The organism is Bacillus sp. SIMBA_154 (assembly GCF_046536015.1).
Classification (GTDB): Bacteria; Bacillota; Bacilli; order Bacillales; family Bacillaceae; genus Bacillus; species Bacillus pumilus_P.
This window is the reverse complement of sequence record NZ_JAWJBV010000008.1, coordinates 26,996-42,823: the sequence shown is the minus strand read 5'-3', so window position 1 is coordinate 42,823 and position 15,828 is coordinate 26,996. Positions and strand designations below refer to the sequence as shown.

Sequence of the window (15,828 nt, the reverse complement as noted above, 5' to 3'; positions counted from 1 at the left end):
ACATCTCCTTATGAAAGTGTATGTTGGGTGGTTTTGCTAGAAAAAAACGTCTTCAATAACCAAGAGGTTAAAGCTAAGCTGACGATAAACAGTGAGAGTGGGTACACGACTGACACCCATTGTGGTGCCAACCACTGAAGGCTTGATGCCCCTAAGGATGCTCCACCTACACTCATTAAAGCAGAACCAATGGTATTGACAGCGATTGTTCCAATAAAGGCGCCAAAAGAGAGAACCACGATAAAACTTGTTAAGTATTGTCCCGTTAAATCTTTTATAGAAAATCCAATCATTCTTAACATATGGTTACGACTTGAATCTTTCGCCTTTAACATGTGCAGAAACATTAATAGCATCAGACTGGCGGTTCCAAAAGCAGCTATTGTAGAGAAAAATGCAACCACCTTTACTAAAGATGCTGTGCTGCCGATGGTTTGATGAACGTATTCTTTCATAGCTGTCACTTTTGCAGGAGACATACTTGTTTCTAATGCTGCCTTTTTTTCTGCAATATCTATTCCTTGTTTCAGTTGAATTTGAATGGTTTTCCAAAGAGGTGATTGAGGAAAAGGTTGTGATAATGCTTTTGCTGTTTTTCCTCCGTTGGTGACATCCTGGTAAATGCCAGTCACCAATCTTTGAATTTCATGCCCATTTGTTACGAGAGTGATTTTTTCTCCTACCTTTTTCTGAAGTGAGTCTGCACTTAGCACTGATAAGGCGATATCTCCATCCTTGAAAGGTTCTCGTCCTTTTAAATAGGTGAGAGGGAATGCTGAGAGATCACCTGTTTCTAAATAGAGCGTTTCTAATGTATTATCCTTTGCTTTAGATTGGAGAGAAGTTGTTTCATATACGGCAGATGTTTGAATGTCTAGATCTTCGCGAATCTTAGGCTCGATTTTATTTGTACTTTTCTCTACATCATTTCCTTGCCGAATGTCGATTCGAAGGTCACTTTTGCCAGAGCCAAGATATGTGATGAAATCTGGTGATTGTAAAGTGTGCCATAGCTGAATAGGCATCAGCATCAAAAATGTACAAAGTGAGATAATGCAGGTAATCGTTGTATACAACTTCATTCGCGAGAACAGATCTTTTAAACCAAACCATATATTGACTGGGAGGAACCTGTTTCTCTTGAGGTGCATGGGAATTTGTTTTTTGTGATTTGGTGAAGTGACACCACCTTGAAGCGCTTGAGCTGCCGATACTTGACCAAACTTTCTTAGGACAGCATAGCTACATGAGATGACGATCATTGCCGTCAAAATAGAAACGAAAAGCGGGATCAGCCATTGAGCAAAAGAAGAGTCATTCCCCATATATTGCTGAATATTGGCCGTAAACATATCACCAAACATAAGCGTTAACAAATATCCTGCTATACACCCTGCACAGGCAAGCACAGCATACTTCCCAACGTATAATTGCTTAATTTTTGATAAAGGAATCCCCAGCACCTTCAGTATTCCAATTTCACGTTCATCCTCTTCTATAGCAGCTGTCATAGCAAGATGGAGAGAGAGAAGGGCTATACTAATGAGCAGCATGCACACAAGCAGGAGAATGGCAATCACCATTCCATCTGTCAATGCATTCAGCATACGTAGTAAGGGTAATGTAACAGCTGGTCCCTGTTGTGGTAGCTTTGATGATTGATAAATTGATTGAAAAGCATCTGCTTGCTTGGCATCATGCAGTAAAAATTCGATCAAGTACTCCTTTTTTGGAAACTCGTGATTCAGTGCGTCCCAATCCTCGTCATGAAGGAGGAATCTTTTTGAACTGACAAGGCTGGGGTTCATTTGCGCATCTCGTAAGAACGCTTTGATTTGAAAAGAGAAATGATTAGACCCTTTTTCAATCTTTAAGGTTTCCCCTATCTTGAGATGATACTTTTGTTGAAAATAGATGGGGACAGCCACTTCACCTTTGTTTACAGTTAGTTTTTCATTTCGCTCGTTTAAAAGAAAATCAAAAAAACGATTTTGTTTCACAAATAAATGATCCATCACACCTGCTTTGGCAGGTTCATTTCCGAACTTGATGCTGTCATGTTCAATTGCAATCATTGGGACAATTTGATGTGCTTTTACCATGGGCTGCTTGCTTGAAAATGTTTGAATGTCTTTTTCATCTATGGTGCCGTCATGCATTTGGACAAAGTCTGGTGCTTTGGCTGAATGGAGTAGGTTAGAAATGGAACCATTCAGCTGAGCTGTCATTTGAGCGGCGCTTGTTGCTAAAAATGATGTCATCATGATGCAAATGGTTAAGCCGATTGAAATGAGTCGGTGGCGGGTTAAGTCTTTCTTTATAAACGTCAATCTCATGAGGCTGATTCTCCTTCATGGTGAAGCATATTTTTTGTTAAGAAGGCTAGTGCAAACATGAAGATACTGACTATTAGCACGGTCACATACATGTTGGTAGAAAAGATGTTGAACAAGAACCCATACATCATTTGACCAAGCGGAGCAGCACATTGAGAAACCATTGTCAGATTGGCCATCACTTTCCCTAATTGGGCATTGGGTGTTTTCTTTTGAACATGTGAGATCACAACGATTGAAATCATTGTGAGCAGCATAGCAATTGGGAGACATCCTGCTAAAAAGAGAAAATAGGCTGGATATGTGCCAAATTGAAGGGCCATTTTTGTTGTTGAAAAAGCCACAGGCAGTAAAATGATGGCGATGACGAGCAGCCAGCGATATAAAGTAGGAATGCGCCAATGCTTTGCTACGAGTCCAACTAGCAGTGCCCCTGCGATGACAGCAAACTCAATCAAGCCCATTCCAATCCCATACATGATGTCACTGCTTTTCATTATGACCCTTAAAATGATTGGACCACCCACGATAAAAAAAGGTGTGAGGATGAAATTTAACATCGCTGCAAGCAACATGGCTCTTTTTAAAAATGGCTGATTGCCTATATAGGAAAATCCCTGCTTCATATCTTTCACGAGCACTTTACTCATGGACTCCGTTAGCAGGCTAGGTGAGAAGGAAATATTTAACCGTAAAAGCATGCATGCGGATAGAAAAAATATGATGGCACTAGCGCCTATGATGGATTGACTCCCAATAAGTCCGTACAGAATTCCGCCGATAATAGGAGCGAGAACACCTGAAAGAGCCTGCACACCATTTACGATGCCGTTTGCTTGTTCTAATTGTTCTTCTTTCACTAGCTGTGGAATGCTGGACATCACAGCAGGAGCGTAAAACGTACTCATCACGCCAAGCAGTATCATAACGGCTCCGATCATATAGAGTGAATCATTTCCTGAAAATAACCAGAAATAAAAGGCCAGAATCATGATGCCAGTGAGGACATCAAATAAAATCATTAAGTTCCTTCTGTTAAACCGATCAGCGATTGCCCCTGCTAATGGGGAAAGGAGGAGCGGGACATTGGATAAAGCGAAAAGTAAGGCATATAAGTCAACACGCTGTGTCATATCCAGCACGTGTAAAGATAAAACAAACCGAATTAATGAAGACCCGAAAACGGAAATAATCTGTCCGAGAACAAGGTACATAAAGTGGGTGGGGCCTCTTTTGGATAACAAAAACATGAATATCACTCTCCTTTTAGACCGACCGTCAGTCTATAAAGTATGCAGGATTGGTATTAAAGTGACCAATCACTGATTATTTTCATCTCCCTCTCCAGTTAATCGCTTGAGAAGGAAGGAGAAGCTTCCCTTTTCTGCATGTAAAGAAGATTCGAGGAGATCGATAAAAGCTAGAGCTCTGTGTATACTTTCTTCGGCAGTCCATTGGAAAAGGCCTTCATCAAATATGACCTGTGCAGAAGCAAGGAGAAATTCAACCGTCTCTTGCGGATACTTCGTTTGAAATGTCCCTTTCTCTACACCTTGCTGAATGACATCTGCCAAAACAGGTGAAAGTTCTTTAATGGCTTTGATCAAGCTTTTTTGATGCATTTCTGCATTAGAAGGTTGATGAAATTGTTCGATCATGCCCTGTTTATTGCTTCCTTGCTTAGGTGATTGCGCCATGATGATATGAAATAGTTTATCGACGACTGGCAGGTCTGGGTCAGCCGCAATACGCTTTGCCACGATGATATCTGCTTTGATGATTCTATCAATAATAGCATCCATCACTTCTTCTTTGGATGTAAAGTGATAATAGAATGTGCCTTTTGCAATGCCAACGGCTTTTAATATGTCAATAATCGTTGTTTGCTGATAGCCTTTGGTTGAGAAAAGCACCTCTGCTGCGTTTAAGATGTCATTTTTGCGTTCTTCAGGATGTTTAACGGTTCTCATAAAGCCATCCTTTCTTTTGACTAGACTGTCGGTCGGTCCCTTGTTTTGATTAAACACTTTTCAACGTACCTTTGTCAACGGCTGTTTTTTGAGAACTTTGCATTTATTGTGCAATAACACTATGATACATTGAATGAAAATACCTTCAGGAGAGATGCTGCATGCAATTTTTAACCAGTGAATTGGCTCAAGAAATGGTTGAACGTACGATGCATATTTTACATAAAAACATCAATGTGATGAATGCAGATGGTGTGATTATTGGTTCTGGTGAACGAAAAAGGATTGGACAGAAACATGATGGTGCACGACTTGTGCTGACGAGCGGGAACAGTGTGGAAATTGACCAGGAGAAATCCTTCCGTTTAAAGGGAGCGATGCCGGGAATCAATTTGCCTATATGCTTTCGTGAACAAGTAGTTGGTGTGATTGGGATTACTGGTGAGCCAGAGGACATTCGGCATCATGCAGAGCTGGTGAAAATGGCAGCTGAGCTGGTGTTAGAACAATCTTTTCTGCTTGAACGAGTTCAGTGGCGGCAGCGAATAGAAAGTGAAATTGTCAATCAGTTGATTTCTGATTCTGACGTGGGTGATCATCAGCTAAAGAATCGAGCGGCCTGGCTGGGGATGGATTTAGATAAGCGGCGAATGGCGATTATTTTTCAGCCAGTTCCATCCTCCGAGGACACTGTGCACAAAATGATGCATGCGATTCAATACGATAAAAATGCGGCCGATTTACTAGGCATGACCTTCCTTCATGAATTGATTCTTTTAAGGCAGCCGATTCATGAACATAGTCTGAAGCACGTGACCGGGCAGCTGCAGAGAACGATGGTGAGAGCAGTAGATAGGCAAGTGCTTGTAGGTGTAGGGACTGTCGCTGAGGACATGAGTCAATTACCATTGTCTTTTCAGCAGGCGAGAGATGCTCTGCGGTTGGGGAAGGTTCTTGATCCAGGTGAAAGTATATTTTTCTTTGAATCTTATCAGCTGGAAAGCTTATTTATAAGAGCAGGAACCGCTGAAGAGGAAAATAGATGGACTGATTTTTACAAGCCACTTGCACAAGAAACGGAGCTCGTCCATACGTTAAAGGTATACATTGAAGAGGGAGGCGATTTGCAAAAAAGCGTGGATCGCTTATTTATTCATCGCAATACACTGCGATATCGTTTAGATAAAATTCAAGCAATAACCGGGAAAGACCCTCGTCATGTGAAACAGTTGATGGAGCTCTATATGGCGCAGTTGATGAGTCAACTACCTTGATTGTGCATTTGCACAATTGAATGAAGTGATAAATAAAAAAAGATCATATAGATTCACAACTCGATCCCGATGAGTAAACGCTTACAATTAAGAAAAGACAATTTGGGGGGATTGAGAATGAGTGAAGATGTAACGGTAAGTACACTGGGTGCCATGATGGCGCTTGTGATCGCTATTGTTCTCATTCTAAAAAAAGTATCACCTGCATATGGCATGCTGGCAGGTGCATTCATAGGCGGTTTGGTTGGCGGTGTAGATATTGTTCAGACCGTCAACGTCATGATGGACGGAGCTAAGGACATGATTCCGGCTGTCCTTAGAATTATGGCCGCAGGTGTACTGGCTGGCGTTTTGATTGAGTCAGGTGCAGCGTTATCTATCGCTGAGGCCATCGTGAAAAAGCTAGGAGAGGCGAGGGCCCTTTTAGCACTCGCACTTGCAACGATGATTTTAACAACGGTGGGCGTTTTTGTAGATGTAGCAGTCATCACGGTAGCACCAATTGCACTTGCCATTGCCAAACGGGCAAAGCTTTCAAAAATGGGGATTTTACTTGCCATGATTGGGGGCGGGAAGGCAGGAAATATCATGTCGCCGAACCCGAATGCGATTGCAGCCTCTGACGCATTTGGTGTACCTCTTACTTCCATGATGGCGGCAGGTGTTATTCCGGCTGTGTTTGGATTAGCTGTCACGTACGTGTTAGCCAAAAAGCTCGGAAATAAAGGGACACCCGTTCTTGAAGAGGAAGCTGACCAAAGCAAGGTTCAAGTGCCTGCTTTTTTTCAAGCATTGGCTGGTCCGCTTGTTACCATTTTATTGTTGACTCTAAGGCCGCTATTTCAAATCAATATAGATCCAATGGTTGCCTTACCGATTGGAGGCATTGTAGGCGCTGTTTTGATGAAAAAAGGAAAGTATATCAATGATTATGCGATGTCGGGACTTCATAAAATGTCGGGCGTAGCGATTATGTTATTAGGGACAGGTACACTAGCAGGAATCGTATCGAATTCTTCCTTAAAAGATGTGTTTATTCAAGCACTTGATGCATCGGGACTGCCTCCTTATTTGCTTGCACCAACGTCAGGTATTTTTATGTCAGCAGCAACCGCTTCGACAACAGCAGGAACGGCGGTCGCCAGTGGCGTATTTAGCGGCACACTGATTGGGCTTGGCGTATCTGCTCTTTCAGGCGCAGCCATGATTCATGCTGGAGCAACGGTGCTTGATCATATGCCGCACGGGAGCTTTTTCCATGCAACAGCAGGAAGTGTGCAAATGGACATCAAAGAACGGTTGAAATTAATGCCTTTTGAATCGTTAATTGGTTTGACTTTAACCGTTGTATCGACCATTATCTTTGGCATTTTCCAGCTGTTCGGCTGAGGACATGATGAGAAACGAGGGGTTTTTGGATGAAAATTGTGATCGCACCAGATTCATTTAAAGAAAGTTTATCTGCTTATGAGACGGCCTGTGCCATTGAGCGAGGGTTTCGTTCTATTTTGCCAACCGCAGAATATCTCAAACTTCCAATGGCAGATGGAGGAGAGGGTACGGTTCAATCATTGGTTGATGCGACAGGTGGGCACATTGTCAATCAAGTGGTTACGGGTCCGCTTGGCGAACCTGTGGATGCCTTTTTTGGCATGTTGGGGGATGGTCAGACCGCTGTCATAGAGATGGCCGCAGCCTCTGGGTTACATCTGGTCCCGCCAGAAAAGCGGAATCCGTTATTCACGACGTCGAGAGGAACAGGAGAATTAATGCTTGCGGCACTGGATAAGGGAGCGAATCATGTAATCATTGGGCTTGGCGGAAGTGCAACGAATGATGGCGGCGCTGGGATGATGCAAGGATTAGGTGCAGCTTTTCTCGATAAAACAGGACAAGACCTCATGCCGGGCGGCGGGTCACTGAATCAATTAGCTACTATTGATCTATCTGGACTTGATCCAAGACTGCAATTCGTCCGGCTGGAGGCAGCTTGTGATGTGGATAATCCTTTAACGGGAGAGAGAGGGGCGTCTGCCGTATTCGGACCTCAAAAGGGAGCAGATGAAGAAATGGTTCAAGTGTTAGACAAGAACTTAGCTCATTTTGCACAAGTAGCAGAAAAGGAGTTTAATGTATCTATTGCTGATGCAGCCGGTGCAGGAGCAGCAGGGGGACTTGGTGCGAGTTTATTAGGCTTTTTACAGGCTGATCTTCAAACAGGAATCGATATTGTACTGAAGGCCGTTCATTTTAATGACGTCATCGAGGAGGCAGACCTCGTCATTACTGGGGAAGGCCGAATCGATCGGCAGACCATCTATGGAAAAACGCCGATCGGTGTAGCCAAAGCAGCCAAACAGTATGGTCTCCCTGTAATTGGCATTGCAGGATCACTCTCAGAAGACAGTACAGTCGTACATGATCATGGAATTGATGCCCTTTTTAGTATCGTTCCAGGTGTCATCTCTCTTTCTGATGCGATGCATGATGCGGCTCTTCACGTAGAGAGAACTGCGCGGAATATTGCAGCTGTGATGACATTTGGAAGAGAGAAGTAAATGCTGAAAAATGTTTCCTTTTCTATCACGTTCATTTCTATAGAAATGTGGTAAAATAGTGATAAATGAAATAGAAATTTGGAGGAAATACAAATGTCTAATCTACCGAATTGTCCTTCGTGCAGTTCATCCTATACTTACGAGGACGGCAGTCTGCTTATCTGCCCTGAATGTGCGCATGAATGGTCACTAGAACAAGAACAAGCGGCAGAGGAGCAGCTTGTTGTGAAAGATGCGAATGGGAATCTGTTAAGTGATGGCGACACAGTCACTGTCATTAAAGATTTAAAAGTGAAAGGTTCTTCTTCGGTTTTAAAAATAGGGACGAAGGTCAAAGGCATTCGTTTAGTTGAAGGCGATCATAACATTGATTGTAAAATTCCTAGCTTTGGCGCTATGAAGCTAAAGTCAGAGTTTGTGAAAAAGGTATAACGACAGAAAAGAGCAAGATCTCATTCTTTTCAGTAATTAGAACTTGTCCATGAATAGCTAGCAACAGAAATTTTTTCGGTAAGGGTTTGTCTGCTTCATTTTCTTTTCTTAATTGCTTAGAAATAAATATATGGATGTTGCTATTGAACAAAAAACACCTAAATTGTTAAAGGAAACATATTCCTTAATAATTAGGTGTTTTATATTTTTTCATAAAGTTTCTAAAGCTAATTATTGACTATACAAAAGGATATTCGAAGGTGTTTTTTAATCAAAACCTAAAATGCAAAATTCCATTTGTATTTTATTAGGAACATTATTTGGTCTTATACTTCTAATAAGCTTTAAATTATAAATGGGGTGATAAAAATGGAATTTGGATATTTTAAAAAACCTGTTATGAAAAAAACGACTAAATGTATACCTATTACTAATAAAGAAGATGTCGAAATTGGGTTAATAAAAAGATTTTATAAAAATAAAGTTGAGAGAGTAATTGATCACATATTTGATGAGTTTTTTGTGAATGTAGAGGTAATGGATTCGAATTCTAATACTATTGTAAAAGCTATAGAAAATATATCCCTCAAATCAATGTATCGTTCAAATTGGGTTATAGAATGTAAGGATAAAGGAAGGTTTTTATTAGAAGATAGAACTAAAATGAAAACAAATCCAACGATGAATTTAATAATAAATGATACTACGTATTATCTAAAGAAAGATTTCGCAGATAGACGTGTTAGATTGGAAGACTCAGAGCAGACTATAGCTGTAATTACATACGATAAAATTATGCCTCCTGCAACAGTTAGTATTGAAAAACGACAGGGTGACCTAACTGTCCATCTTATCGCGTGCCTCTATTATATATTTATGTTAAGAGAGTAGAAACACTACTTTAGAGGAATTCCTTAATGCCATCATAATTTTATACATCATGGTCTTTATATTGATACCTATTAATAAAATAAAGAATTAGATCATCTTAAATCATTACCTTAACCCTACCTTAAAAAAGGCAGAGGATTCTCTAAATTTTGGCTAATTCCCTTCACAATTTTTGGGCATTGCTGTACCATATGGAAGTGTTCTTCTATTTTTGACGGATCATGGTGTTTATCAGGAAATAGATGATAGATGATACTTAGACAAAGAAGGAGAGGTAACGTGACGAACGTTTTAGAACTGCATAATGTATCTAGGCATATTCGCGGGAAAAAGATTGTTCAAGACTTGAGCTTTTCTGTCCAAGCGGGAGAAGTCTTTGGCTTCTTAGGACCGAATGGCGCGGGGAAAACAACAACCATTCGCATGATGGTCGGTCTTTCTCCGATTACATCTGGTGACATTCAGATTAATGGACATAGTATTCAAACCTCATATCAGCATGCCATCCAAGATGTCGGTGCGATTATTGAAAATCCAGAAATGTATAATCATTTAACGGCAAGGCAAAACCTTGTTCATTTTGCCAGAATGAATGGAAAAGTGGATGAAGGTCGAATTGATGAACTGCTAGAACTAGTTAGTTTGCAGCATGTGAAACATAAGCGTGTCCGTACGTTTTCATTAGGAATGAAGCAGCGTTTGGGTATTGCTCAGGCATTGATACATAAACCGAAACTGCTAATCTTAGATGAGCCGACCAATGGACTAGATCCAGAGGGAATTCGAATGATACGAGATTACTTGAGAAGGCTGGCAAAGGAAGAAGGTCTTGCTGTCATCGTTTCTAGTCATCTCATGTCAGAAATGGAATTGATGTGTGATCGTTTCGCCATTATCCAAAAAGGAAAGCTGATTGCGATTGAGGATCAGCGTGCGGAGACGAAGCAGGATGATTTGGTCAATTATCGAATGAAAGTAGCATCAAGTGAGCTAGAAGAAGCTCAAAAGCTCATTGAGGCATGCGAGGAAGGCATCACGGTTAGAGAAGAGGAGCAGTACTTATTCTTCTCCATCCTAGAAGAGAAAATGCCGGAATTGATTCGTCATTTGAGCGGTGCGTCTATTCATTTGTACGAAATCAAAATAGAAAAACAAACCTTAGAAGATAAGTTCTTAAGCTTAACAGGTAAAAAGGAGGCAGACGTATGATTCGCCTCATTCAAAACGAGTGGATGAAAATCAGTTATCGTGTTGGTACTTGGATTATGGTTGGGCTTCTTGTGTTAGGCATGATTGCGACGTTGATCTTTGCAGTTAAGACAAATGACGATGAACAAACGTCAAGTGATTGGAAATCCGAGCTGCGAATGATCAATAAAGAAAAGAAGCAAGAATTGAAAGAGAATGATTTAGCATTTTATAAGAGATCCCTTGAAAATGATATAGCGATCAATGAGTATCGAATCAAACATGATTTGCCTCCAGCCGATCAATTCGGTAAAAATGCATGGACTTATGTGAAGATCAATGCTGATTTGCTTCAGCTGGTCGGTGTATTTGTGATTATTATTGCAGCCACAATTGTCTCGGCTGAATATAAGCATGGTACAATTAAATTATTATTGATTCGTCCGCCATCCAGGTTGAAGGTTCTTTTATCTAAATACTTTACCGTTCAACTATATTCACTTTTCCTGATCGCTGTCCTGTTTATCTTATCCTTTATCTTAGGTGCGATATTCTTTGGACTAAACAATGATTATGTGTATTTGGCTTATCAAAATGGTGAAGTCATTGAACGGTCTCAGTTTGCAAATATGGTCTCTTATTATTTGGCGCATTGTGCTATGTTTGTTGTATTAGGGACACTTTCTTTTGCCATCTCAACGGTGTTTAGAAGCGAGGCCATTTCCATTGCGATTAGTGTATTAGCCTATATTGTGGGAGCATCCATCACAGGCATTTTGATGTTCTTCTTTGATTGGGCGAAATACTTATTGTTTGCCAACGATCCTGCACAATATTTCGCAGACACACCTACTTTTATCGAAGACATGTCCCTAGGATTCTCATTAACGGTCCTAGTCATTTATTGGGCCATCTTCTTGGTGGTTGCTTTAATCGTCTTCCAAAAGCGAGAAGTAAAAACAGGTTAATTTAACTTTTTAGGAGGTTTCTATAATGATTAAGCGTAAAGGTGAAAAAATTATGGGGATTATTAGTATTGTCCTCAACGTAATTGGTGTTGGTTTTGGGGCGTTGATGCTCTCTGTAGATCCAGCAGTTTATGAAGAAATGAATGAAGTGTTAAAAGAGGAAGGCAGTGCATTGCCAGTTGAAACACTTGAGGCTTCGGTTCATGCCTTTGGTGTTCAGTTTATGGTTGTTTCCGCAATTGCGGCTGTCTTAACACTTGTTGGTGTGATTGTCTTGAAAACAGACCGACGTGCCGTGCTTTCTGGTATTCTTTTCTTGGTTTCGGCTGTGACTCTTTTAATTGGAACCGTTGGTCTTGCCTTCGTTCCGATGATCTTGTTGCTTATCGTTGGGTTGATGTCACTGATTAAAAAACCGAAAACAGAAGTGCACACAAGTGAATATCCTTCATAAATCAAAGAAAAAGACATGCGCCCATATGCGCATGTCTTTCTTTTTTATATGATGCCAATCAGCTTGGCGACGATGAGTAAAACGATACTGAATCCCCACATCCAAAAGAAGGAATAGCGGATATGTTTCCCCATGTCGACTCCTGCAAGACCTATGGCAAGCCAAACAGCAGGAGCAAGTGGACTGACAAAGGTTCCGATGATATTTCCAATCATCATGGCATATGCTGCTGAAGTGCCTGACACGCCAACCTCAGATGTAATCGATTCGACAATTGGCAGAAGTGCATAATAATAGGCATCTGTACTTGTCAGCATATCAAGCGGTACCCCAAACATCCCCACAATGATATGTAAAAATGGAAGCAGGAAAGCAGGTAGAATTTGAACGCTGTCAACAGCTATTGCTTTGAGCATTCCCGTCCCTTCTAGTATTCCTAGAAATGAACCTGCAGAGAAGATGACAGCAGCCATCATCAGCGCACTAGGTGCATGAGCCTTGATTCTTTCCATTTGTACATTCACAATCGGATAGTTAATCAACAGCGCAAGAGAAAGTCCAATCATAAACATATAACTGGCTGGAATCACACTCAGCACAAGAAGGACAACAACAGCCAAAAACAGGATGAAATTCACCCAGATGAGGTGATAACGTTTTAAAGAGGCGTCGCCTGTTTCGCTGATAGATTGAATAGCCTGGTCCCAATCAGCGCCTTCTAGTTGGACAGCGGCTACTTCGTTTGCAGCAATTTTCACCCTAATACGTTTCTCTTCTCTTTTCCCTAAGATGAACGCCATCCCCAACACGAGAACGACTCCGATGAGCTGAATTGGTATGAGCGGGACCCATAGCTCTGATGGATCGATATTCAAGACACTTGCTGCTCGTCCGGTCGGTCCAGCCCATGGCACCATGTTGGTTAAGCCGGCACTCGTCCCGATTAATAACAGCAGTAAGTAAGGACTCATATGTAATTTTTTATAAAGCGGAAGCAGTGCAGGTACAGTTAATAAAAAGGTCGTAGCTCCTGCTCCATCTAAGTGTGCGATGACCCCAATCAAAGCAGTTCCCATCGCAACCGTGACAACATTTCCTTTTGTCAGCTTAATTAAAGCTTTAATTACAGGTTCAAAGAACCCTGTATCTTGTAAAATGCCAAAAAATAAAATGGCGAAGATAAACATGGTCGCCACTGGCAATACTTTGATAATCCCTTCTTCAAAAAAGGTTTGAATGTCATTGATACCAAATCCCGCAATGAGCGCCCCTATCAAAGGTACCATGACCATGGCGACAATTGGACTTGCTTTCCCCCAAATCAGCAATACAACAATCGTTAAAATAATCAACAATCCAACAAACGTTAACATAAGCCCCTCCCCCTACAATAAACCGTTGACATTTATTTGCTCTTTTTAACACAATACAGTCCCACAGCTGCATTGAAAAAAAGAGTATCAAAAATATGAGTGTTAGGCAACCGCTTTCATACCTATACAATGGCAAAAAAGGATGGCGAATCCAGTCAGGGCGCTGTGTCAAACATGTCAAAAAATTTAGATAAAAAATAACACTTCGAGTGCATATCTACAATTAAAAAAATATATAGGTATTTAGAATTATTAAAATCAAAAAGCGTCCAATGAATGGACGCATCTTTCAATCTATTTTTTCAAGATGATGTATTCGTAAGGATCAAGTTGAAACTGTTCGGGCACATGCTGTCCAGTCAGCATATTTTCATAGCCTTCCATTGAATCTAGTGAGATGCCCTGCTGCTGTTCTGTAAAATTCATCATAAACACAAAGTCCTGAGTGCCATCTGTTCTCTTTTGTACACTGACTCCCTCTGGCATCGCAGAAGATAGGACAGGCTGTATGCCAGTGCCTGCAATGAGATCCTCGTAAAACTCATCATAAAAAGCCTGCTCATTTTCGGAAGCCATATAGTACGCTTTCCCATTTCCAAATGGACGGACAGTAAGCGCTGGCTGTCCTTCATAGCAGCCATTCTCAAAATGCCCTAACACAGAGGCCGTTTCAGGATGAATGGATTCGCAATATTGGCCGACATGGTAGGTGCGTCCATTCCCTGTGGTCATTAAGACGTGTTCATCTGGCATCAATGTGTTGATTTCTTCTGCCCAAATGCCAAGTACATGGCGGAGAGGGCCCGGGAAACCGCCGAGGAAACAGAGATCGTTTTCGTCAACCATACCGCTCCAGTATGTCGCGACAAAAATGCCGCCCTCTTTGACAAAGGCTTCAATCTTTTCTGCTACACCTGGTTTGATCATGTAGAGCATTGGCCCAACCAGCACCCGGTAGGATGAGAAATCCTTTTCCATTCCGACAATGTCAACAGGGATGCCCTTTTTCCAAAAGCTGCGATAGTGAGTTTGACAAGCCTCCACATAGCGTTTGTTTGCATTATTTAAGGCTTGAGCATCATCAATCGCCCAGTGATTTTCCCAATCGTATATGATCGCGACCTCAGGTTGAACGGATGTGCCCGCAATCGCCTGCAGCTGCTCTAGTTGTTTCCCTAGATCAGCCACCTCTTGAAACACACGCGTATGTTCATGCCCTGAATGGTCAACAACTGCACCGTGGAATTTCTCAGAGGCGCCTCGTCCTTGTCTCCACTGGAAATACAGCACGGAGTCTGATCCGTGGGCGATCGCCTGCATGGCAGAGAGGTGTGCCATTCCTTTATGTTTGACTTTATTCACATCATGCCAGTTCACGAGGCTCGGTGTGCTTTCCATCACGAGAAACGGCTGTCCGTCCTTTAATGAACGATACAAATCGTGAACGAAGGCGACGTTTGACGCTAATTCGGCAGTTGTTTCTCTGCCGCTATGCCATGCAGGGTAACTATCCCATGAGATCACGTCGACTTCTTTTGCAAATTGATGATAATCGAGCCCAAGGAATGGACGCATATGCGGATAGTCGCCCATAAAGTTGGTGGTCACTGGGATATGAGGCGTCAATTCTCGCAGCGGCTCAATCTCATTTTGATAAAAATTGATTGTTTGAGCTGTGACAAAGCGCTTCCAATCTAGGTTCATGCCGTGAATCATGTGCTCCCCATGCGGTGCAGGTGACTCAATTTGTGCCCAATCACTATAGGTGTGGCTCCAAAATCCCGTCCACCATGCTTGATTCAATGCATCAAGGTCATGGTTGTATTTGTCTTTCAGGTAATGTCGGAATGCCTCCTGGCAAAGATCGCAATGGCATTCGCCGCCGTACTCATTCGAAATGTGCCACATGATCAGTGCTGGATGATCCTTGTAGCGTTCAGCAAGCAACCGGTTGAGTGTATTTGTTTTTTCTCGATAAACCGGTGAGGTGAAGCAATGATTATGCCGAAGCCCGTGTAAGTTACGCTGGCGGTTCGCTTCGACGCGTAATACTTCTGGATATGTTTGTGAGAGCCAAGCAGGCCTTGCCCCGCTTGGCGTTGCGAGAATGGCGTGAGCCCCCTGCGCTGTCAAGCGGTCCATGATGTCATCCAGCCATGCAAAGTCATATTGACCTTCTTCTGGCTCTAGCTTACTCCATGAAAAAATGTTGATGGAGAATGTTTGACAGTGTGCAAGCTTCATTAATCGAAAATCTTCGTCAATGATCTCTGGCATATGGAGCCATTGATCTGGATTATAATCACCACCATGCAAAAAGCCTTTCACATTTGGGTGAACGAGCGGGTAACGCTTTCCCATTTTGTCACGTCCTATCCTTTTAA

General features: G+C 41.9%; 13 protein-coding genes. 8 read left to right on the top strand and 5 right to left on the bottom strand.

What is annotated here, in order from left to right; translation table 11 throughout:
* Positions 1-8 precede the first annotated feature (8 nt).
* From R0K30_RS12545 to R0K30_RS12535, 3 genes are all read right to left on the bottom strand, one after another.
* On the bottom strand, positions 9-2,336 hold the full coding sequence (locus tag R0K30_RS12545; protein ID WP_410610995.1) for an FtsX-like permease family protein: 2,328 nt from the start codon (positions 2,334-2,336) through the stop codon (positions 9-11).
* Positions 2,333-3,586 carry an MFS transporter gene (locus R0K30_RS12540; RefSeq protein ID WP_410610993.1) on the bottom strand — a complete coding sequence of 418 codons (1,254 nt, stop codon included), beginning with the start codon at positions 3,584-3,586 and terminating at the stop codon, positions 2,333-2,335. Before R0K30_RS12540 ends, R0K30_RS12545 begins: the two co-directional genes overlap by 4 nt.
* Positions 3,587-3,655: 69 nt before the next feature.
* Positions 3,656-4,306: a TetR/AcrR family transcriptional regulator gene (locus R0K30_RS12535; RefSeq protein ID WP_230031379.1), complete on the bottom strand. Its 651-nt coding sequence runs from the start codon at positions 4,304-4,306 to the stop codon at positions 3,656-3,658.
* Positions 4,307-4,467: 161 nt separating this feature from the next.
* On the opposite strand from R0K30_RS12535, the gene R0K30_RS12530 reads away from it, so the two are divergent.
* The 8 genes from R0K30_RS12530 to R0K30_RS12495 all read left to right on the top strand — a co-directional run bounded on the left by R0K30_RS12530 (position 4,468) and on the right by R0K30_RS12495 (position 12,071).
* Entirely contained in the window at positions 4,468-5,580 is a 1,113-nt protein-coding gene (locus R0K30_RS12530; protein ID WP_249705681.1) for a CdaR family transcriptional regulator, read from the top strand.
* Between the two features lie 117 nt (positions 5,581-5,697).
* Positions 5,698-6,969, top strand: a complete 1,272-nt coding sequence (locus tag R0K30_RS12525; RefSeq protein WP_099727254.1) for a GntP family permease — start codon at positions 5,698-5,700, stop codon at positions 6,967-6,969.
* A gap of 29 nt (positions 6,970-6,998) precedes the next feature.
* A complete protein-coding gene (locus tag R0K30_RS12520) occupies positions 6,999-8,138 on the top strand; it encodes a glycerate kinase (RefSeq protein ID WP_230031376.1) in 1,140 nt (379 codons plus the stop codon).
* A gap of 93 nt (positions 8,139-8,231) precedes the next feature.
* Complete coding sequence (locus tag R0K30_RS12515; RefSeq protein WP_034323363.1) at positions 8,232-8,570, top strand: zinc ribbon domain-containing protein YjdM; 339 nt, start codon at positions 8,232-8,234, stop codon at positions 8,568-8,570.
* A 369-nt stretch (positions 8,571-8,939) separates the two neighbouring features.
* Positions 8,940-9,461: a tubby C-terminal domain-like protein gene (locus R0K30_RS12510; RefSeq protein ID WP_410610988.1), complete on the top strand. Its 522-nt coding sequence runs from the start codon at positions 8,940-8,942 to the stop codon at positions 9,459-9,461.
* Between the two features lie 279 nt (positions 9,462-9,740).
* Positions 9,741-10,670 (top strand): ABC transporter ATP-binding protein, encoded by a 930-nt coding sequence (locus R0K30_RS12505; RefSeq protein ID WP_410610986.1) that lies wholly within the window; start codon positions 9,741-9,743, stop codon positions 10,668-10,670.
* The gene (locus R0K30_RS12500; protein ID WP_249705677.1) at positions 10,667-11,617 is read left to right on the top strand and encodes an ABC transporter permease; all 951 of its coding nucleotides are present in this window, start codon (positions 10,667-10,669) and stop codon (positions 11,615-11,617) included. Before R0K30_RS12505 ends, R0K30_RS12500 begins: the two co-directional genes overlap by 4 nt.
* A gap of 25 nt (positions 11,618-11,642) precedes the next feature.
* Positions 11,643-12,071 (top strand): DUF4064 domain-containing protein, encoded by a 429-nt coding sequence (locus R0K30_RS12495; protein WP_249705676.1) that lies wholly within the window; start codon positions 11,643-11,645, stop codon positions 12,069-12,071.
* Positions 12,072-12,115: 44 nt separating this feature from the next.
* On the opposite strand, the gene R0K30_RS12490 is transcribed toward R0K30_RS12495, so the two are convergent.
* On the bottom strand, positions 12,116-13,444 hold the full coding sequence (locus R0K30_RS12490) for a CitMHS family transporter (protein ID WP_249705675.1): 1,329 nt from the start codon (positions 13,442-13,444) through the stop codon (positions 12,116-12,118).
* Positions 13,445-13,738: 294 nt separating this feature from the next.
* On the bottom strand, positions 13,739-15,805 hold the full coding sequence (locus R0K30_RS12485; protein WP_410610982.1) for a beta-galactosidase: 2,067 nt from the start codon (positions 15,803-15,805) through the stop codon (positions 13,739-13,741).
* Between the last annotated feature and the right edge of the window lie 23 nt (positions 15,806-15,828).